The sequence below is a fragment of the Dyadobacter sp. CY345 genome (genome assembly GCF_021502725.1).
In the GTDB taxonomy this organism is placed as follows: Bacteria; Bacteroidota; Bacteroidia; order Cytophagales; family Spirosomataceae; genus Dyadobacter.
The window spans coordinates 1,191,475-1,214,075 of sequence record NZ_JAKFFS010000001.1; the positions used below are offsets into that span (position 1 = coordinate 1,191,475).

The window sequence follows — 22,601 nt, forward strand, 5'->3', positions numbered from 1 at the left end:
ATGCTTTCTAATGGCAAAGCATGCTTTTAACCCACAATTAGTTCACATGTTTAGGGGTTTTAAACGTTTTGTTGGCACCATAGGTCGTAACTCCGTTCATGATCACGTATGCCCTGTAATTGTAGTCGGTTGCGTCTGAAAGGTTGGTGGCATTTACCTGAAAGCTTTTTGGAAATGAGGTAACGTTGCCATTGAATAACAGTTTACTATTACTGGTCGTCGGGTTAGCAGTTAATGACCAGCATATCCCATATTGTGAAATGGCGGCATCACCTGCTGCGGTAATGGATCCTGATAGGATCGCATTGTAGTCGCGGGGGTTGGCATCACCCGTCACGACCGTGGGCTGACGTTCCCCGGGAGTACGAAACGTCCGGTTTTCCCCGTAGCTGGTTACGCCGTTCATGGTTACGAATGCCCGGTAGAAATACGTTGTTGATGGCGCGAGGTTTTGCGCTTCTCCTGAATAAGATTTAGGAAACTCGTTAACAGCATCATTATAAATAAACTTGTTTTCCCCAACTGTTGGGTTTTGCTGGGTTGACCAGCAAATGCCGTATTGAGAGATCGGAGAGCTTCCTTTATTTGTGATTTGTGCAAATAATGCCGCCACCCGGGTTCCGACCTTGGCATCACCAGTCTGTACTTTCGGCTGAACTTCATCGGAGGTTACAAAACTTAAATCGGCTCCGTAGCCAGTAACACCATTGGAGATGACATAGGCCCTGTAATGATAGGTCGTGTTAGGTGACAGCCCCCGCGCTTCCGTTGAAAAAAAAGCCGGCACGTTCTCTACATCACTTTTAACCGAATATTTTGACGAAGACTCAGTTGTGGGATTATCGCTGCCACTCCATACGATCCCATACTCAGATATAGGATAACTTCCTTTTGCTGTAATACTTCCTCTGATCTGGGCTGAATTGTAAGTAACCGCATCGAAACCGTCCGTTCTTATACCAGGCTGCTGCACATTTGAAGTTTTGAATTTTGCAACTTCACTAAATATCGGTCCAGATTTCAGCATTACAAAAGCATGCAGGTAATATTCTGTTGCAGTTTGCAGATTGCTAAGCGAACCGGTAATTGCAATCGGTGTCGGTGTAGCCATGTCAATTGCACCTCTTTTGATACTGTTGTCATCTATGACGGGTGCGCCGTCTGATAATGATACTGTGAAGCCATGATCAAGGATTTCCTGGTTTCCTGATTTTGTGATGGCAGAGGAGAAACTGGCTGTGGTGACCCCAACTGAGGTGATACTGACATCCGAAAGGGTAGGCGGAGCGGGAGCCAGCGTTTCCTCACAAGCCAAAAGAAAACCCACGGAAAAAATTACTGATAGATATGTACGAATAAAGGGTTTCATATTGAGATGTCTCTTTAAATTTGTTGATACAAAAGGTAATTGTCCAAAAAAAATAGGAGTGTCCGTGTTAATCTATTCTAGCGCTTTTCTCCATTCCAAGCGGACTTTTAATTCCTTTCCTGCTAACCTGCATGGTATAAAAGTACTGCTGACCTGCTTTTGCGGCAGCATTGACAAACACCTCTTTTCCCGGCACTATTTCGGCCAATAGGGTGGGTTCCTTTTGGGTAGTAGTGCGGGTGAAAAGCAAATATTTGTCGACGCCAGGCACCAAGACATCGCTCCAGGTAATCTCAATTCCCTTGCTGGTTGGCCGGACATAAATTTCCGGTGCCCGTAAAGTGAACCGGGGAGTTTCCATTTTCTTTGCACCCAGGGCATTTCCTTCCACGCCCAGCTGATCGGTTGCAGTCACCGCGTAGGCATAACTGATTCCCGGCGTAGCTGTTTTATCAGCAAGCACTACTTCCTGTAATAATTCCTGATTGATCTTTCTAAATCCGTCTGCCAACAATGCCTGAGCCGAAAGCTCGGTTTCCCTTGGTTTGCTGCCGGCGCCTAATGTTTTCCGGTAAACCGTATATCCGCGGATGTATGCATCATAGGCCACCATGTCTTTCCAGCGCAGGGTAATTTTGCCTGGTTCGGCGTAGCCCTCAATGTCATAAGGGGTTTTGGGTAAAATGGCGGTTGCCGGACTGCCAAATACAACTTTGGAAAGCTCACTGGTGCGGTTTTCGTAATTCAGCGTTTTGATGGCATATTTATAAACCAGCCGGCTGTTAAAAACCGACGTATCGAGGAAAACTGAATCCTGCAAAAGATTGGAAACCTGTTCAAACTGCTCGTTTCCCTGCAAAGTCCGAAAAACCTGGTAGCCGCTCACTTCCGGTGATGGTACCGGTTTCCACGAAATGATCGCATTGCCTGTTTTGTTGTAAACAATTTTTACACCTTCCGGCGCTTCAATTGCTCTTTTTTTGACAAACATGCGGTGCGAAACATATGCCGAAGGTTCAGACAGACTTCCACGAATGCTAAGGATTTTAAAACGGTAATGGTATAGGGTATTGGACAAAACCCTTGCATCTGTATACGATGTGGCCGATGCCGGAATGGTATCAAGCAGGGCAAAACCTTCGGAAGGACGTTTGCTGCGCTCAATGACAATACCGCCCAGAAAGGAGATATCGCCTACTGTTTTCCAGGATATAAAAATACCATTGGAGGTATCTTTGGCAGAAGCAATGGGTATTTGTGCAAGGTTTCTGAAATTTCTTGAAATCAGAGAAACGGTGTCAGACAACGGACCGGGCAGATTTAAAAGTGTTTGCGGTTCCATATAAAGCCCGTAAGAAAGACCGGGCTTTACCTGCTGCTGCCAGGTGAAGGTAATATTCTGGTTCTTCTCATCACGGTTGGCAAAAGCGTAGCCAGTCTTTTTGAATGGTGCATTGGCTTTCTCACGTACCCAGATTTGCCCCAACATGGCATCGGGCGATGCCGCCTGGCTAAGCTTCCAGGTAACAATCATGGAAGAATCGTTTTCTACCACCGTTTGCAGTTCGGGTTTGGCAATGACGGGAGGCGTGCCTAATGTCAGACTTCCCTCTACGGTGCTGTTGCTTTTTGCGTCCAACCCGATGAATTCAGCTTTGTACCGGACATTTTTAACGCCCAGCTTTTTAACTTCTTCATCTTTATAAACTGCCCCCATCGCCACAGAAAAATCAGGGTTTAAAATGATCATCCCATAATCGGCCAGCATAGGATTTTTTTTAAGATATTCCCAGGCTTCCTGTTCAGATTTTAATTTTTTTAGTGTTTGAATATCCTTCAAAATACCTTCTCCGGCTACGCGTTTGAAGTCTTCCGGTGTAAGTGCCGGCTGAACCCGCCCAACTGGTTTGAAAGATTCATTACCGACAGCGCGCAGGATGTTGACAGCCGTAATGGATTGCATCGGCGTTTGAGCGGATAATCTTTGGTTGGACAGGTACACATATACAGCGTCTTTTCCTTCTTTGATACCGAGTTGACCAAAGCCAGGCAGGGCAGATGCTGTAAAACAGATCAGTAAGAGAATGTTTGTCAGTTTCATGTTATTTAGAAAGTCTTAGTGATATACCCAAACCATTTGATGAACTATAAGAAACGTCGGCTGCCGCGCTCGCACAAACTTTGAATCCGCAGGGAATCGGGCATATTTCACATCCCAGCACGCAGGCATTGAAACAACCACCCCAGGTAATAAAATTACATCCGCCGTCGCATCCGATATGTCCTCTCACACTTCCTGAAAGATAGCCTCGAATTCCCCAGTTGCTGCTGCTGTAATAACCTTCAACGCCTCCTGCAAACCTGACATCCGCATGTGCAATTGTACCCACACCGGTGATGGAAAGACTTGCTCCGGCATTCCATTCGGAGGCGAGTTTCAGCCCGAAGCTGCCGGATTTGAAATTGGCATATACCTCGCACATCCCGCTGTTTTTATACCATACCGAAGCAGTCGCCAATCCTGCAAAATCAATTGAGGGAGTTCCGATGTCAATCGAGGAATGGGTTCCGAAATAACCTCCGTATAATCGTCCGTTGGTTAGTACATAATCCGGAATGCCGCTTAATGAAGTGTGTGTGCTTTTCGGTACATTCCATCCGGCGGCTATGGTTACACCGGTGTCAAATATTCCTAAAATTCGTGTTCTGGAATATCCGGCAACAAACCAATAGTTACTTCCTGTACCGGTGTAAAGTTCCAGATGAACGCCGGATTTATTTTCGACGTCGATTCCTTTCATCAAACTAAATCCTGCACCAAACTCTCCGTCGATGAAAAACTGCTTGCGGTTGAAATCCAGTTTCATGGTGGCTGATCCCAGCGTCCAGGCATCGAGCACCTTCACGCCTGCATTGCCCTCGAATATCGGACCGCCTGGGGCGGAGGTAATTTTGATAGCAATCGGGTCCAGTGCGACTACGCCATAGGGGTCCGGTGCAACCGTAATCCGTCCACCTGCATTGATGCTATAAATATTCTCTGCGAAATCGAAATCAAAACCACCGGTTAAGCCGTCTAATTTTACCAAACCGATTGGAATCACCACTTTGGTCGCAAACTGTGCACCTACGCGGGGACCAGCATTCTTTTTTATATACCAAAATTCAAGTCCTACGCCAGGTATACCGGCGAGTTTCATTGCTCCCAGACCTCTGAATTCATTTTCATTGAATTTGAGCTTGGCTTCCAATGCGATTGCTGAGGCCAGATTGAAATTAACTCCCAGTTCATCAATTCGTGGTGCCTGACCCTTTCTGAAATAAAGCGTTCCATCCGCGCCAATGCCAAACATGGGGATATTCAGCCTGAATTTTCCTCCGACAGTGATTTGGGAAACATTGGATGCAAAGCCGAATTTGGTAATGCCCAGTTTGGCCATGCCTGCAAAATCCACTTCAACATCCGTTTCTGCAACAACTGAAAATTCGCCATTGGTCGCTATACTGAAATGATCGAGCGCGATACGCTGGTTGATCCATTTCGGCAGATCTATTGTTCCCGCGCCGATAAACCGATAATTTGTACTTCCGGCAATCTTCTGAATTGTAAAATCTTTTCCAGGGTTTGTTTTGAATTTTACCTGGCCGAAGATGTCCAAACCCGCCGAAGGAAGCAGAAACGTTCCGCCGGTGAGCTGCTCGCCATTGATCCCCAACTCCTTTACGGTGATTTTAGCCACGTCAGAAGATGGCACAGGAACTTCCAGTTCTCCATTCAGTTTCAGTCCGTATTGGTTGATGCTAACACCGCTCAGTTTCAGCTTCCAGGCAACAAGTGTCAGCGTTGGCTTCGGATCCAGACTAATGCTAACATCCTTGATCTCGCCGCGTTTATTGATTACAAACCGGTCGAGTTTCAATTCCTGGTTACTTAAAACGGGCACGTTTTCAATTTTAACCTTACCTTTCAGATTCAAACCATCTTTGTTAATTGTGCAGCCAGGCAGATCGGGGAGTACCTTGATCCCGTACAAACTCCATCCTTCCGCCGGGCCGGAAAGTCCGAGCGTTGTGAACGATGCGGTACCTGCGCTGTTGATGGGTGCAATGACGTTGTCTGTATTACCAATTTTGATTTTTACCGGCACATCCGGCAAAGTGATTCCTGAAAGAGAAGAGAAGGTTGCGCTCCAATCAATGTCCGCTTCGCCGGCGATCTCTCCCTGTGTGCGGCTGCCGGGTGAAGCGGGGCGTACGCGCAGTCCGGTTGTATTTTTTAGTTTAATAATCAGATAATCAAAGACTTTCAGTTTGATTTCTGATACATCAGTGATCAGCTCACCGCCTTTTGGGTAAATGCTGTTACCCTCTTTGATGATTATTTTATCTGTAAAACGAAGCGAAAGTGGAGTGTTGCCCGCTTTTTTGAAAATCGGGTTGTCGGGCAGGTCTTTTAATTCTCCTGAAATGACGAACTCATTGGCCGCTTCACCTGGTTTTGAGCGGTGCAATACGAGTTTAAAACCAAGCAGACTGGCTGCGCTGAATCCCGGATCTGTCAGTGTGAAATCAATCGGGTAGGTTTCATTTGCACTGAATTGCTGTGTTTTTTCTCCGGCGAGCATACCTTCTTTGCTGGCGATCAGGGTATATTCTCCGGCTGGTATTCCGGAAAGCGAATACTTGCCCTGCTGGTCGGTTTTGGCATTAATATGTTCGAATCCTTCTACGGCAACAACTGCATCGGCTACCGGCGCTCCGCCCTGTCTCACAATCCCGCTGGCTTTGGAACCTGCTTTCAAACTCACTTCCACTGAAAGTGTATCTTTTGAAGCATCTAAAATGACCTCGGCTTTTCTTGTCGCATAAAAGGAACCATCCGGTCCGCTTACAACAATGGCCGCATTGCCGCCCGGCACATCCTCGACGATGGCTATACCGGCCGCATTGGTCACCGCTATGCTGACTCCGCCTTCCGCTGACGCCTTCGCATTGGCAATGGGCTTTCCGGTAGCGGCATCTTTAACCAATGCTTTCACAAAAAACTTGCTCATGACGATCACATGTCCGGATGAAACAGACTGAGAAGCCATTCCGTCCGAAAATACATCAAAGTAATTTTGAGCAGCAGTTGTAAGAACGGCTGAGGCGCTGGTGGAAGTAATATTTCTTGGCTGATTTTGAATACCCGGTTTCGCAGGCGGCGGCGTCGCTTGTGGTTTTGGTGTAATTTTTTTACCGTTATAATTGCCAGTGTCGTTAAAATTCACCTGCGCTGTGCCTACCGACTGTGTCCATTTATTCACATTTGCGGTGATGGATGTTGCCGTGCTTGCCGATACTGCTGATCCTTTTTGCTTGGATTCTGCTTTCAGCTCAACCTGGTATTCGATATCACGAAAGCCGGGCTTACGAGCGATAAGCGTATGTTTGCCTTCAGTCTGACTGGCTGTGAAACTACCATCTTCTTCACTGTAAAACGCCTTGCCACCGCCTTTCCAGTTGAGTGAGGCATCCGCAAGCGGTTCTCCGTTTACATCCACTACTTTACCCACAACCGTGATCAGCTCGGCATTGATAAATAACGGATCTATGTTCTCACGCAATCCGCGCTGGGACAGATACAGATCTTTGTCATGAATTGTTTTTTTGCCTTTGAAATCAACCATTACTTCGGCGGCTTCTGAGCTCACAGGAATATTTTCGACCTTGAATTTTCCAAGACTATCTGTGACGGCTGACCGGTCGTTCAGGCTGAAAGTGATTCCGATCATGCCGTTAGACAATCGGGTCGACTCACCCGAAATACTTCCTTTTTTGCGTACCGTTACCACCGCACCTGCTACGGGTAATTCTCCGTTTTTTGTAAGCACACGGCCTTCCACCACAGGCAATGAAATATTGGCCACAAAACTTTTTTCAAGCAAAACAACCTGGTCGGCCTCGGAAAGATTACTACCCAGATTGGACAGATCGATCAGATTCAGGTTGTGAACGGTTTTTTTAATCCCTTCTCCTTCAATCACAACGGAGTAGGAGTCTGCGAATCCCCGGCTGTAAAATAATCTTGGCCAGAAAGAACCGCTTTTTCCCATGGCTACCACTTCCGCAGGATTTCCTGTGATGCTGTCCTTCATTACTTCGTGTAGAAGGTTCTGATTTGTGGTAGCGCTGCTGTAAAACCCGTTGGTTCTTTCAAGTCGCACCGTTGCCAGATCCAGTTCAGATCCTTCTTCGTTGACGACTTTCACTCTGATCCGGAAGGTCTTGGCAAGTCCTAGCAGCTCTCCGAAATCGTAAGTGCCATTTTGACCCGCTACGAGAGGAATGTCGTAATCTGCAAATTCAAAATACGGGTTATCGATTTTTAGATAGACATCATACCCATTCGGAATATCATCCATATAGTTGAGCTCAAACTCTCCGTCGCTGTTTGTATTGGTTTGTCCTAATAAAATCTCTTCTTTTGTTTCCTTTCCATCGACCCAGAAAATCATCGGAGCTGCCTGAGCGGGCTTTCCTGATACCGATTTTTTTCTCAGATAAACACTGACCTTTGTTTGCGATAACGGATAATGCTTTTCATCAGCAAGTGAAAGGATTTTCTCTTGCTGCCGCTGCCGTTTCGAAAGCAAATTTTGGGTATTGGCTGTGGCGCGATCCGAAAGAGGATTTGACAACACGCGCATGCGCGTATCTCCGCCTCCCAAAGCATATACGGCTCCTGAATTGTTGCCGGCAGCGCTGGCCGGCGTGTTATTTTTCTTGTCCGTTGCTTTAACAGTTGAGTTAGTGACTCTGCTCTGGACCGCGGATGTGAGTTCAAAGGCGCGGAAGTTTACATTGCCTATGCCTGCCCCGGAGGAATTTGGGAAATCGGGGTCCTTCACCGCAGCCGGTGGTGGCGCGGGAACAAAGCCTGATTCGGATTTTCTAAAAGCCCAGGTCAATTTTCCTTTGAACTTATTCAGCACAAGATCGCGAATCTGTGTATCTCTGGTAAACTTTACAGTGGATAAGGAAACTGCTTTGCCTTTCTTTAGTTTTTCCTGTTTGTGCACCGGTACTACTGCAATTTGTTCGGGTAAAAAAGCCTTGTACAAAAATGCCCTGACCTCGCTTCTGCCGTTGTTTCGGAATGCCGTTTTACTGTTTGGATCAACCGCAGCGACGGCCCAGGCGTAACGCCTGCCAGGAACAAGCGCATGATCCGACGGCCCATAAATGTAAGTGCTGCCTGCAATTTCCTGATCAAAAATAGGTGAGCCGGAAGCTTCATAGATTACGTTGGGGTCCATACGTCTGCCATCTCCCTCAAACATTTCCACAATTCGCAGCCTGTAACGCGTTCCCGGATCAGAGCCGGCGGGCTGGGCCCAGGAGAAAATGATGTTTTGCGGCTGAAACGCTTTTACTTCTGCATCCTGAAAAGGCTGGATAAGTATCGGCGGCTCAGTGTTTCGCATGAAAACCGTAGCGCAACCTGCCGGATTAGCCATCGATACCGGTACCTGGGTCCTTCCGGGCGTATGATCGTAAGCGCGTACGCAAATGGAATAAATGCCTTCGGGAACCCTGTCAGAGTTTTTGATCTGCCGCTGATCTGTGCCAATGTAAACCAGCCGGTTTGGATCATAAATCTCCATAATCTCAGAAGGGAAAAGCTGTCTGGTTTCAAACGGATTAAGTACAATCGGTGTGGGAGGTACGTAATCCGGACTGGTGAAAATCCGAACGCCGTTATCTTCGCCGCGTACTTCTGCACGGATGTAAATGCGTTGTTCAAGGGATCCCAGGTTTTGCACGGTGAGAATCATTTTCCCCGGTCCGGACGGTGAAGGCCGGTAGTCGGTCAAACTGGTTGAGTAGGGTGGGAGAATGTTCAAAGTCAGCCTCACCGAAGTGTTCTGGGCACCGGCAGACAGACTACCACAAACAAAAAAGAAAAATAGTATTAACCTTGCCATAATATCAGAAATTATAAGTGTAGCCTAATTCACCTGTCAACTCCGAATAATGCACAGGCTCATTGTCGGAATATGTCAAGCTGTTGTTCAGCGCATTTACCCGCAGGGCAAGCCGGTGCGTTTGAGCTAATCTATACGATACTTTCGCGCCCACATTCCATATTTTGCCCTCGCCTTGCAGCGGCTTGGTGATAATGAAGCTGTTACTGCTGCTGAAAGTGAGTTTGTTTTTTAAAAATGCTTTGGAAAAACCCAGACTAGCACTGTAATTTTTTACCTGGTTTGCAGCGAACTTATTGGAGGTATAATTCAAACCGGAGCTGATGGTGGCGCCCAGACTGTTTAGCGTAAGGCTATGATTGAGAAAAATGATCTGTGAGAGGATGTTGGCTTCCTGCAAAGTGTCCTTACTGAGATCTTTCAGGCTGCTCAAATTGTATGATAAGATTACAACCTGTGTCGTTGCTTTCCCTGGAACAATAAGTCTGGGCGTTACAGAAACGTTGCTGTTTGTTTGCGCCAGAAGGTACCGGTTGTTTACGATTGCCACGGTGGGTTCTGCATTGGTCGTGAAGTTGGCATAGTTGGCGTCCAGTCCGAGCCTGTCGGTGACGTCCCAGGAAAGGTTGGCCAGCCCGATCATACGACTGGTCGTCGCATTTTTTTGTTTTTTTACATTGTCTTTTTGAATTCCGAAGCTTCCGACAAAGCGTAGTTTTCCGTTTAGTGCATTAAATGAAGGGTTGATAGTCAGGTTGCTTAAATCATCCTGAAAGAAGTAAGCGCCCATCGACTGAAAGTTTGGATCAACATATTTATAGATTAATTTCAGTGAAAAATGTTTGCTCGTATAACCGGCTCCGGCATTGTAGGCTGTGTAATATTCGGTTGTAGAATTGACCTTTAAAATTTTCGAAATTCTTCTCAAAAACTTCTGTGAAGAATCAATTTCTACTTCCAGATCCGAGCCACTGTCGCGTGTGTACAGACTCAGCCCACCGTCACCAAATACCTGAAGGTTTTTTAGAAAACTGATTTTAAAACCAGTGCCCAAAACCGAGTTGGCCGCAGGTCTCAGGCGTGCAGAGTCGGGAGTAATGCCAAAGTCTTTTTCACGGTCCTTTGCCTGTAAAAAACTAAGATCGAAATAGTTGCGCTCTGTTCCGTAACCCGCTTTAAGAGCAGTTCCAAAACGTGAAAAGCTTTGGGGGCGAAGCACTCCGGTGGTTGTATCGACTGTTGTAGCACGGTTGAGCCTTCCGCTCATCAGACCGAAGCGTAATTTTCCAGGGTTCAGTTCAACGCCCGCACCCAGCATGGTATGCCCGGCGAGCGTATATGGAGAAAAGCTGACGTTCCGGTACCCGCCATGCACCGTAACCCATTTGTAAGTAGGGCTTAACCCGAACTGATTGAAAGGCTGGCTGAAAGACCGCTCCTGTTCGGTAAACATAAACGCGATTGGAATGCTGATTCCGTAGACAGAAACCGTTGGGCTTCCTGAAATGATCCATGAAAACGGGCTTCTTCTGGCGGCGATGCCCTTTGATTGGTAGCCAATTGCCCGCACATCAAGCGCACCGTTGATCGCAAAGGCTTTCTGGTTTGCAACCGTGGAGAGATCCTGGGCTGCGGCCGGAATCACCAAAATTGATAACCCAAAGAAAAGTAAACGTAAATGAAGTTTCATACTGACTCGTTTTTCCTGGTTGAATGATATTTTTTTGTTAACTATCCGGGTAAAACTATTAATTGCGATTACCGCTAAACCTTACAAATGATTCGTTTTAGCGTCGTAGGGAGGATCATTGAATCAAACTTATACTTCTTTAAGATGGGATTTTGGAGCAATGATTGAAGCAGGTATTTTAATTAGTGAATTGTGTGTTGATGTGAGGGAAGGGGGAAAGAGCATTGGAAAAGTGAACATTTAGTTAGGTACGGACAATGCAGCAGTTCTTGACCGGTTTGAAAAAGTAGCCTTTTGAGAATTAGTGTACCTATGTATGAATATCGAGTACAACCATTCATAGGAGAGCAATTGCCATAATGTTTATTATTAACATTAATCAGAATGTTAGCTAGAAAATATTGGTTGGTGTGATAATTGAATCTTGCCACTACATGGCTATCTTAGGAATTAAGTATCTTTTTTATAACGCCACATGTTTCTATGGAATTGGAAGGGATACCATTATGCGTTTTAATGCAAAACATATTATTGGTTTATTTTCGCAACAAGATCTTTCTTATGTTACAGTTGCAGAGACCAATTTTTCACTTTCCATTGAGCTGAACTTGAAGGCACTGTATTGGTTGAGCTAAGGGAAGTCCAACTATGGACATAAATTAACAAAACTATTTGACGATCTTAAACCCCAAATTAAATCAGAGATCCGTCAAATGTTTTAGATCAATGGGAAAATAGGAAAGAAGGGTTAGGAGATTTTATGGCAGAAACTATTAATAGTGATTGTTCAGGTTTAGAAGATAGAAAAAGATTTGTAACTCTTGATGAATTTACATGATATGGGATTCATCAACTGAAGATACATGCAAGAACAAAGTCAAGGCCAACTTGTTGCTGATTTTGATGGAATGCATTGCCTAATCCTGGTAGTAAAACAAATAATACTAGACAAAGCAGCTCAGGATAGCAGCGATTTAAACACGAGGACCAATATAAGATAATCGGCGAACAATTATTTGAACACTGCCGGACTTAGGCAAAAGAACCCTTTTATCAAGCATGTTATTTACACTAGCGTTCTCTTTCAATTTGTAATAATCAAGTGTGAATAGAAATTGTATTATTTTGCGTATCCAATCGGATTAACAATTACTCCACAAATCATAATTAATATAGAGAATGATCAAAAAGGCTTCCCAATAATCTTAGTTATCCTAGCTATTATTATAGGCAGCGCACTTTACAGAGAGTTCGACTTGAAAACTTTAAGGTTCGGGAAGGTAGGTTTGGGGATTGTGTATCTGATTTCATTTATAGGTGTGGTAAACGTTATAATTCGGAACAGGATAATAAATGGTATGCAATGATAGTTGTTTTTGGATGTATCTGGGATGTCTTTAACTTCAATACAACCACAACAACAAAGCCTCCTTTTTTTGTGGAGAAACCTCTATCTCAGATCCATCGGATAATTCTAAAGTGCCGCCATCACCTTTGCGGTATTTAACAACAAAATCGAGATTGACAATCACGGATCTATTGATTCTCATAAAGTTGACATCGTTTAAAGCGGGCTCAAATTCTTTTAAGGTTTTGGATACCACTATTTTTTTTGCGTCAGTAAGTAAAAAGACGCTGTAATTACTCATCGCTTCCACCCGGATAATATTGGCTTTATCTACAATGTATACTCCCTCGGCTGTCGGCAATGCAAGGCGATTACTTGGTTTTTTGTCCGGCTTAACAAGTTTATATTTTGCTTTTTCATTTACCCGCTTTTTTAAACGGGTGATCGCTGTTTGCAATTCCTCTTCGTCAATGGGTTTAAGCAAATAATCCACAGCACTTAATCGCAACGCCTCCAAAGTATAAGAATCATAGGCGGTGGTAAAAATGACCTCGAAGTCAAAGCTTCCAAGTTTTTCAAGAAATTGAAAGCCGTTCAAGACGGGCATTTCTACATCCAGAAAAATAACATCAATGTTAAGTGCTGCAACTGCATCTGCTGCCAGGGCTGGCTGGTTGAATACACCAACTACCTGCATCTCGCTTTCAAAGACGGCAAGCTTGTGGGCAAGCAACTTGGTTCCTCTGATTTCATCATCTAAAATTGCGGCTCTTAACATCATTGGCTGTTGTACTTCAATGTCATTAGTTGATTGTAAACATCTTTTTTTTAACCGATTGACCACAATACGATCAATTCAATTTGATTGGCGGTCCGACAATTGTAGGATCATTTTCCCAGGATTTGGGGAAGTTCCCGGATGCAATTGTTTTAAAATCTGCTTCCATTTGTTTGTTGCCGGGTTGAAAAATCGATATGAGCGTACCCGGGTTATTGACAACGGGATTTGCAAAAGTATGATGGGTACCCCTTGGTATAAAAGCCGCATCGCCGGTTTTGACTTTTATTATCTCTTCTCCGATCTGAATCAGGAATTCTCCTGATGCTACATATAAAATTTCGTCCTGGTGCTCGTGAAGATGTAGAGGTGGCCCACCTTTACCGATCAGTGATTTTGAAGTGGTAGTTCCAATCAGCAAACCGCCATCACTGTCTTCACAGGAAACGACACATCTTAAGCGGTCATGTTCTACTTTTTTCTGTTCTCCATGAAAGCGGCTTTCATCTGCGCGAATAATAAATCCTTTTTTTGCTCGGATTGCCGGCTTATCTTTTTTCAGGAAACGGAATCTGGCAAATGAAACGGCAGGAATTGCCATCAATGCGGACAGGATAAGATGTCGTCTTTTCATATCTTTTTGTTAGCTAATATAATGATAATTTGCGCATTAGGACATCATAAAATTCTGTTGTGTATCTAATCTTATTATTGCTTAATGGAGACAAGCACCTCGTCTTCGCTTTCCACAAGCATGACAGGGGAACTGATATTTTTCCAGCTAGGAACCACAGCACCGAAGAGCTGACCGTTGTTTGTCTTGAATCCGACATTTCCTAACATGTAGAAGGGATAAATGCCGTTGTCGAACCATTTTATTATGGACGCATTGCTTGTAATGTCCTTTCCAAATTTTATAGGAGACGAACCCGTCCGGAACTCATCGTTTTCGAAAGAAATTGCATCTGTTCGTTTTGCAATTGTTGCAAAGCTAAGTTCGTTAGCACCACCACTATAAGAATAACTGGATGATTTCAGTTTTAAGTTTCCGTTTGCGTCTCTTTCAAGCTCAAAGGTGTAAACAAACTTTCCGTCAGAGTCGAAATCAAAACTAAAAATTGAATTTTCTACATTAACTTCCTTGACTCTTAGTGCATATTGTAAATGTGAGGACGCAGTAACAGCATCTCCATCTTTTGTAAAGTAGAAAACTACTAACCTTTGGTTTGTGTTTGTACGTTCTGCTACGAGGTAATAGTCAGCGAGTTCGCTTGTGCTAATGACGGCGTTTTGCGGATCCGCTGACTTTTCTTTACAGCTGCCAAGTACCAATAACAATATAGGAAGCATTTTACAGATGTTGATTAGATTTTTCATGATTTTGCTTTTTTTGTTTGAGATTAAGATGCCCCAAACTTATAGTGGCTTTCAATCACATTTTAGGACAATGATTGAAACATGTCTTTTAGTTAGTAAACAGTAATTGAATGTGAGCGAAGTCAAAGGAGCATCCGGTAAATTTGTAGTTGGGATTTAGTTCGGAGTTTATTAAAAATACGGTAGATTGGCCAAATTGACTTTTGCTATAAGCTGGCTGCTTAAATGGTTTCAGCGCGAATTTTAGGCACCATCAAATCTCATTGAGCGAATGAGCGCTTTTAACCAGTGAAGAGTAATGATTGGCTAGTGAAGTCTTTATTAAACTTTGTTTATTATAGCTAACTTTAATGCGGGAGAAATCACGCAAATCGCTAGCCAAATAGATACAAGATGTTCAGTTTGAAATTTTTCTTGAGAATGGCCCTTTATGCCATGACAATACTGACTTTTATGGACTCGACGGATTGTTATGCGCAGAATGCCAAAACAGATTCGCTGTCAATACTTCTTAAAAGCCATCCTCAGCAAGACGACCGGCGCGCTGAGCTGCTGTTAAACCTGGCAAATGAGAGCATGAAGCTGACTCCTGAACAAGCGCTTAAATATCCGGATGAGGTTCTTTCTTTTCAGCATAGTATCAAAGACAAAAAGAATGTATCCGCTGCGCACAGAAATAGGGCTGCTATTATGATGTACCTTTCGAGACATTCTGAAGCTTTAGAATCATACAGTCAGGGTTTGGCTGTTGATAAAGCAATCAATCACGAGGTGGGTATTGCTGCGGGATTAGCTAACATTGGGTTGGTTTATATGACCCAGGCAAAGTTTGCGGAAGCTTTAAAATACTTTTTGCCGGCTTTAAAAATGCAGGAAAAGCTAAAAAATGAGATCAATGTCGGTATTATGCTGGTGAATACCGGAATTGTGTATACCGAAATGGGAAACTATGATCAGGCAATGAAGAATTACGAAAAGGCCTTGCCTATTTTTAGGAAATACAAGCATAACGGGGGGCAGTCGCATGTGTTGGGCAACATTGCTATCCTGCATAAAAAAAACAAAAATCTTTATGAGGCTGTAAAATACAGTAAACTAGCATTGCAAATTGCAGATTCAGTGAGCGATTTGCGGACAAGTGCACGTGAAAATGGTAATCTATCTGGTTATTATAGCGAATTGCGCCAACCTGATCTTGCCTTGAATTACGGCTCGAAGGCTATTGTTCTAAATGAAAAAATCAATAATAAAAAGAGCCTAGGATTTAACTTTCAAAATTTTTCTGACGCCTATTTTCAGAAGCATGACTATTTAAAAGCAAAATTCTATGCACTCAATGCGTTAAAAATTGCCCGGGAAGTGGATGTTTTAGATCTTCAAAGAGATGCCAGCCTGGGTTTAAGTGAAGTTTACACCGCCCTAAATATGCCGGATAGTGCATTTAGTTATTATAAAAAGTATAAGGAGTTTGGGGACAGTATCAGTAATGACCAAAAGAAAAATGAAATCACCCGAATGGGTTTGAAATATGAGTTCGATAAAACAGAAGCTGTTTATAGGGAAAAACAAATTTTGGCAGAGGGTCAGTTAAAGCAACAGCAATTGCAACTGGCTCTGAACCGTGCTGAATTGCAAAGAGGTTTGCAGCAGAGAGATTTACAGAAAGCACTTTTGGACAATGAGAAACTAAGCAGCGGAGAAAAACAAAAACAATTGCTTATCTCAAAAAATAACGAAAAGCTGCAGGCCAGTAAACTAAATGCACTGTCACAGGAGCAAAAACTAAGCAAGCTAGAGATCCGGCAGCTTTGGTTATATGGCATTCTGGCAATTGTCAGTCTGGCGTCTTTATTGATCTATATATTAAACCTTAACAGAATAAGAAGATTGAAATTTACGAACATTCTGGAACGTCAGCAAGCCGAGCAAAATACACTCAAATTAGAACATCAGTATCAGCTGTCGGAAAGTGAACTGAGCGCCATTCGTTCTCAGATGAATCCTCATTTTATTTTCAATGTACTCAACTCTATTGAATCCTATATCATGGACAGCGATAAAAGGACGGCTTCAAGACTGATACAAAAATTTGCTTCCTTGAGCAGGCTGATTCTGGAAAATTCTACCAGAAGTCTGGTTGCGGCGGATAAAGAATGGAAAGCACTGCAATTGTATACGGAATTGGAAGCGATGCGCTATGATAGTTCTTTTACATACAGTTTCGATCATGCCGACATCTCACTAAATACGATACTCCTGCCGCCGATGCTGATACAACCTTTAATAGAAAACGCCATCTTACATGGGATTGTTAGCTCAGCTGTAACGGATGCCCATATTGCAGTTAACATGCGACGATCCGATCAAACGATAGTAATTACAGTCCATGATAATGGTATTGGCTTGAATGCGAAAATAAGCAAAACTGTAATAAATGCCATAAAAGAAAAATCTATTGGATTGAAATCCATCAGAGAACGAATTAGGCTGATTAATTTACAATATCATGGTTCCGCAAGCTTCACAGTTGAAGAAGGCCCTGATCACAAAGGAACACTTGCCGTAATCTCCCTGCCGCTGCTCGGTGTAGATTCCATTGAAATTTACTAAGTGAAATGTATGCTGGCTCTCGAAATTTTGTTTCAAAACTCTTGTTTAGCTGACAGGTAGTTGTTAGAGAAATCATTTTTCATATCTGGCAGTACAGAATCTTTTTTAAATTTAGACCATTCATAATTGTAATATCTATATATGTGAAGGTACGTTTTCTCTTGGCCGAACGGTTGGCAATAAATTTGATTTGGCGTTTTGAGAATGGTCTTTGAAATACTTGAAAGTTGATTTTTTTAAAATAGCTCGTCTTGACGTCAAAATAGCTTATATAGTGGAGAATTCGGTGCCACTGATCGCCCCAATTCAGAAATTAAGGATAGGTCGTTTCGGTTGGAATTGAACAGTTTAAGTAAATGATGATAATTATTTAGCACACGATGAGTAATAGTCTGTTGATGGTCAATCTGCCAAGGAATCATATGGTCAAAGCGTCAGAATTCTCCACTATGGAATCCTTGGAAATGCTGGGAGCGATTTGTTGACAGCAATAGAAATTGGAATGGCTAAGGTTAGCCTTTCCTTGTTTACCCTGTAAATTTCAAGGACTGTATTAAGTCATTAATTATCACTAAATGATAGGTTAGGACAATTGGGCTTCCTTCAAAATTTCCCGAAGTTTCTGCGATCAAAAGGCTTTCCGTTTCGTTTTCTTCAAAGCCGACTGGTTTTATTGTCGCCTTGTATCAAAGTATAGACCCCGATAGAATCCGGACTTTAAGCCGGGCAATTGAAACTAAATTAACCATGGAGATCTGACATTGCTCGATCACTTCGCCAAAGGTATTGAGTTTACAAGACGATTACGATCATGAAAAATTGGATTCGAAGGGTATCATAACACGACAGGCTGATTTTCCTGATTTATCGGATTAAAGAAAAGAAACTACGTGGCATATAGCCATGTAGATGCAAGCGTGTCTGAATAGTTTGTTATATCTGTTTTTTGTATCTTGGTAACACAATTGTGATTGTTGATAGATAATACTTTTTAAATGGAAGTAAAAACACACCTATTGCACCCGGCTCTCCACGAATATGTACTTAACATACTAACGGTAGATGTGACGCTGATGGAGGAAAATAGTGAGGTTGTAACCCCATTTCCCCCTTCGCCATTTCAATCATTGATGTTTTATTGTAACGATCCAGTATCCATGGGCCGTCCTGGGTCAGCAAACTTTGAAAAGCAGCCACTTATATTGCTTACCGGGCCTCAGCTTTCACGTGTTAATGTCAAAGTCCACAAACGTCTAAGGTCTGTACGCGTTGACTTTCTGCCGGGCGCCATGTATCGCATCTTGAATGTTCCGATGACCCAATTAGCTGATGGCGGGTTTAATGCACTGGATTTTTTTGATGCCGAGATGCAAAGCGTGAATGAACGCTTACAAAATCTTTGCAACATCGAGGAAGGTAAAAATATAGTAGAAGAATTCCTTTTAAAAAGGGTAATCGGTCTCAGGAAAATGTTGCCTTTTGATGTGGCCATGCGTGCGCTTTTAAACACTAATGGTGCTATGTCTATCGAAAAAACAGCATCAATTTCTTGTCTGAGCTTGAAACAATTTGAAAGGACGTGCAAAGAAAGAATAGGCATGAACCCGAAATTTTATGCCCGCATTTTGAAGTTTTCCAAAGCATACAGACTGCGCGAGGATTTCCCACAACTCAGCTGGTTGCAAATAGCCCACGAGGCGGGATACTTCGATCAAATGCACATGATCAGGGATTTCAAGATTTTTGCCGGGGTAAACCCGTCTATCATAGAGCAAGAACTGCTTTCGACCCCACTGCGTATGCAAAAGGACATGCGGTATTAAGATAATGTCGATTTTGTATTAGGCACAGAGTCAACTTGTAAGATAGATTTGTGACAAAAAGATCATGAAGACATCTTATCCGAAATTACTAATCGCATGCTTTCTGCTCATTTGCCATCACTTAAATGCGCAAAGTTATTAAGGCCTGAAACATCTGAAGGGATATCAGACAGATACGTATTATAATAAAGGCGCAGAAGCGAAAGCCCGGCGCATGGCTCAGCAACTCGATGGCGTCCTGACATTCTACGCCAAACAGCTGGAATTTACGCCAACAGTAACCCTTCTCATACTCTCTCCGGGAGATTGGAAAAACTTCACCACATTTCCTTTTTACGGTATGCCCCATTATACCGGCAATAAAATACTGATTGTGGCTGCCGAGAATAATGATTATTGGAAAAGCATGGTTCCTGCGACTGAAAAAATTCCGGCAGCATATGCAGGGCTCGTTAAAGAAGCTTATTCAGATAAAAATGGAGGCTTGACTATGGAGCCCTTCTTTGACTTGCTGGCGATCCACGAATTGGGCCATGCCTATCATAATCAGGGCGGATTGGTGATGCAGCGTAAGTGGATGGGTGAGTTATTTCCTAATATATTGCTCCACGCTTACATTGCTGAAAAGGAACCTGAGCTCTTGAATGCCCTGACTACCTTCCCTAAAATGGTAGTTGCGACCACGGACAGATCCACATTAAAATATACCACGCTTCAAGAACTCGAAACGAATTATAATCAGATAGGCCCAAATTATCCTCAAAACTATGGTTGGTACCAATGTCGCTGGCATATTGCCGCCGGAGAAATATATGACGCAGGGAGAACTCAGGGCCTTAAAAATTTATGGAGCACATTAAAGAGCCAAAGGGAGATTTTAACCGATCCTGAATTGGCGGGATTACTACATGATAAGATTCATAAAAGTGTCGCAGATGTACAGCTGAATTGGGATAAAACGTATTCGAAGCCTTAGATCAATTAAATAACAGACTTGTTTTGTTATCCTTACTGCTGATTGACCATCAGCAGTACATAGAAGTGGGGGACACTTGACATTCCCTCGAAGCAGGCACTTGCACCGTACAGACTAACTCCTCATTATAATTTCTGATATGAGATATTGCCGGATGGTTTCTTTCTAAGTTGCTTACTAGCCGCAGTTCATAATTTCAACCGTTCCTGCGTGTTTACACGTACACATAGGTCAGCTAGTTAGCTGCGGCTCGGTCCCAGAATTTATTATAAAGTTGAGTTTTGTAACTGCTTCGAAATGTATAAAAATTTGGTCGTTAAAATGAAATATTTAGAGGTTTACCGTTTTGTGGTGTTATGTGTGTCTGTAAGCTTCACGCTACACTTACGGTTCAATTAACTGCTCGAAAGACCTGTTAAACTGTACTTTCAGTATCTATTATTTTCCAATTTTCATGATATTTTTTGAACAGTGTTCAAAAAATATCATGAAAAAGTTTTTTTATTGAACACTGTTTAATAGATTTGCATATCGAATAAGATTATTATGTCAATTGCAAAGAGAAAAGAGCAGGAAAAAATAGAAATGCACAAACGCATACTGGATAGTGCCCGCAAGATTTTTCTTGAAAAGGGCTACGAGCAGACCAGTATTCGCAACATTGCCAGTGCGATCAATTACAGTCCGGGTTCAATCTATTTTTATTTTAAAGATAAAAGTGAGATTTTTCATGAGCTTCATAAGGAAGGGTTCCTGTTATTTTTAAGCCAGATGAAAGCTTTGGATAGCATTAACGATCCTTATGAGCGCTATAAAGCGCTGGGTTTAGTGTTTATCCGCTTCGCACAAAAACACACCGACTATTACAATCTGATGTTTCTAGTGAGTGAGACGGGTAAAGCCGAAGGGGAGGGGTTTCAGATTGCACAGGAAGCGATTGAGCATTTATCAGGTGTTATTCAGCAATGCCAGGACCGGGGAAGATTCCAGGGACTGCATAATAAGCATTTCACTTTTATGACATTATCTTTGGTACATGGGATTTGCTCACTTTACTGTAAAGACCGGATGTCTGGTTTTTTTGAGAAATCGAGTGAAGAGCTGATGCTGCATGGATATGAAACCTTTATCGCATTGATAGAGCAAAAGTAAGGTTAGGAGTATTTAAATTTTAGTCAAAAAGAGTACGCGTTATTTAAGGCCGGTCGTGACAGGATATTTTATATCCTGAGAGCATTGGCCTAGTCTTTTAATTCTCAATTAAACAGTGTTTAAAATTATTACAGTGAACAAGTTGCTAGAAAAATCAGGTGCTTGGAAGGCGGCGCTGTCGTTTCCATTGCTGGCCATGCTAGCTCACCCATCTCAGGGTCAGGACAGGCTTCATGATTACATCACCGAAGGGCTCAGCTCAAATCAGAGCATCAAACAGCAGAACTTCCTTTTGGAAAGGAACGTGCTGGCCCTGGCCGAAGCCAAAACCATATTTCTGCCCAGCGTGTCATTTTCTGCTACCTACAACAAGGCAAGCGGCGGACGAACGATCGATTTTCCGACCGGAGATCTGTTAAATGGTGTTTACTCTACGCTAAACCAGCTGACGAGCACCAACGCATTTCCTAATTTGCAAAACCAGAGTATCCAGCTTTTCCCCGACAATTTTTATGATGCAAAATTTCGGACCACGATGCCTTTGATCAATGCGGAACTGGTCTATAACAAGCGTATCAAAGGTCAGCAGGTATATCTGCAAAAAGCGGAAGTGCTGGTGTATAAGCGCGAACTGGTCAAAGAGATCAAAACTGCTTACTATCAGTATGCCAAGGCAACCAATGCCGTGCAGATTTATGAATCCTCACTAAGCTTGGTACAGGAGGGCAAGCGGATCAACCAGGTGCTTTTTGATAATGAGAAGGTGAACCGCACCGGGGTGATTCGAAGCGCCAATGAAGTAACCAAGATCAATGCATCGCTGACAGCGTCCAGAAAAGCGAAAGAGTCAGCGGGCTATTATTTTAATTTTCTGCTTAACCGGCCGCTGACCGATAGCGTCCAGGTTGACTCCATTACCAGTCTGCCCGAATTTAGTGCGCTGCTGGCTGGCGATGTCGCAGGAAGGGAGGAGCTTGAGAAACTAAGAATTTCACAAGTTATCAATAGCAATCTGACAAGCCTTGCTAAATCCTATATCATCCCAAGAGTTGGGACGTATATAGACCTGGGTTCGCAGGCATTCGAGTGGGAATTCAATAAAAAGAGCCGCTACTATTTCTGGGGCGTCTCGCTGGACTGGGACCTTTTTGCCTTTGGGAAGAATAATTATAAGATCAAAAAAGCGGCCGCTGAAGAAAAAAGCATTTCAGTACAGACTGACTACATTGCAAAGCAGCTGGAAACGGAGCTGAAAGTACGGCAGAACCAGATGCGGAGCGCGGTAGCCCAGTACCAATCTGCGCAGTCGCAGCTTAAAACTGCCCAAACCTACTACAACGATGAGCTGAAATTATACCGGGAAGGCGTGGCGATTTACATCGAGCTTCTAGATGCGCAAAACCAGCTGATCAATGCCCGTCTGGATGCCAATATTGCGCTGTTCGACATCTGGATTACCAAGGCTTCGATCGAGCGGGCCAATGCCAGTTTTACTTTTCAATAATTCAAAA

The 22,601-nt window shown here is 43.3% G+C and carries 12 protein-coding genes; 5 read left to right on the forward strand and 7 right to left on the reverse strand.

The annotated features are described in order from the left end of the window. Window positions 1-37: 37 nt before the first annotated feature. The 7 genes from L0657_RS05035 to L0657_RS05065 form a co-directional block, all read right to left on the reverse strand. Window positions 38-1,369 (reverse strand): hypothetical protein, encoded by a 1,332-nt coding sequence (locus tag L0657_RS05035; RefSeq protein ID WP_235149321.1) that lies wholly within the window; start codon window positions 1,367-1,369, stop codon window positions 38-40. 67 nt (window positions 1,370-1,436) lie between these two features. Further along, entirely contained in the window at window positions 1,437-3,470 is a 2,034-nt protein-coding gene (locus L0657_RS05040; RefSeq protein WP_235149322.1) for a fibronectin type III domain-containing protein, read from the reverse strand. Window position 3,471: 1 nt separating this feature from the next. Then, window positions 3,472-9,336, reverse strand: coding sequence for a carboxypeptidase regulatory-like domain-containing protein (locus L0657_RS05045; RefSeq protein ID WP_235149323.1), 5,865 nt, complete (start codon window positions 9,334-9,336; stop codon window positions 3,472-3,474). 4 nt (window positions 9,337-9,340) lie between these two features. Continuing rightward, window positions 9,341-11,026, reverse strand: coding sequence for a hypothetical protein (locus L0657_RS05050; RefSeq protein ID WP_235149324.1), 1,686 nt, complete (start codon window positions 11,024-11,026; stop codon window positions 9,341-9,343). Between the two features lie 1,403 nt (window positions 11,027-12,429). Then, window positions 12,430-13,155 (reverse strand): LytTR family DNA-binding domain-containing protein, encoded by a 726-nt coding sequence (locus L0657_RS05055; protein ID WP_235149325.1) that lies wholly within the window; start codon window positions 13,153-13,155, stop codon window positions 12,430-12,432. A 70-nt stretch (window positions 13,156-13,225) separates the two neighbouring features. After that, entirely contained in the window at window positions 13,226-13,786 is a 561-nt protein-coding gene (locus L0657_RS05060; RefSeq protein WP_235149326.1) for a cupin domain-containing protein, read from the reverse strand. Window positions 13,787-13,860: 74 nt separating this feature from the next. Further along, window positions 13,861-14,529 (reverse strand): hypothetical protein, encoded by a 669-nt coding sequence (locus L0657_RS05065; RefSeq protein WP_235149327.1) that lies wholly within the window; start codon window positions 14,527-14,529, stop codon window positions 13,861-13,863. A gap of 420 nt (window positions 14,530-14,949) precedes the next feature. Here L0657_RS05065 and L0657_RS05070 point away from each other — a divergent pair, with 420 nt between their 5' ends. From L0657_RS05070 to L0657_RS05090, 5 genes are all read left to right on the forward strand, one after another. Continuing rightward, window positions 14,950-17,139, forward strand: coding sequence for a tetratricopeptide repeat protein (locus L0657_RS05070; RefSeq protein ID WP_235149328.1), 2,190 nt, complete (start codon window positions 14,950-14,952; stop codon window positions 17,137-17,139). 1,016 nt (window positions 17,140-18,155) lie between these two features. Continuing rightward, complete coding sequence (locus tag L0657_RS05075) at window positions 18,156-18,962, forward strand: helix-turn-helix domain-containing protein (RefSeq protein WP_235149329.1); 807 nt, start codon at window positions 18,156-18,158, stop codon at window positions 18,960-18,962. 214 nt (window positions 18,963-19,176) lie between these two features. Then, entirely contained in the window at window positions 19,177-19,938 is a 762-nt protein-coding gene (locus L0657_RS05080) for a hypothetical protein (RefSeq protein ID WP_235149330.1), read from the forward strand. A 546-nt stretch (window positions 19,939-20,484) separates the two neighbouring features. Beyond that, entirely contained in the window at window positions 20,485-21,090 is a 606-nt protein-coding gene (locus L0657_RS05085) for a TetR/AcrR family transcriptional regulator (RefSeq protein ID WP_235149331.1), read from the forward strand. Window positions 21,091-21,286: 196 nt separating this feature from the next. Continuing rightward, complete coding sequence (locus L0657_RS05090; RefSeq protein WP_235149332.1) at window positions 21,287-22,594, forward strand: TolC family protein; 1,308 nt, start codon at window positions 21,287-21,289, stop codon at window positions 22,592-22,594. Window positions 22,595-22,601: the final 7 nt, after the last annotated feature.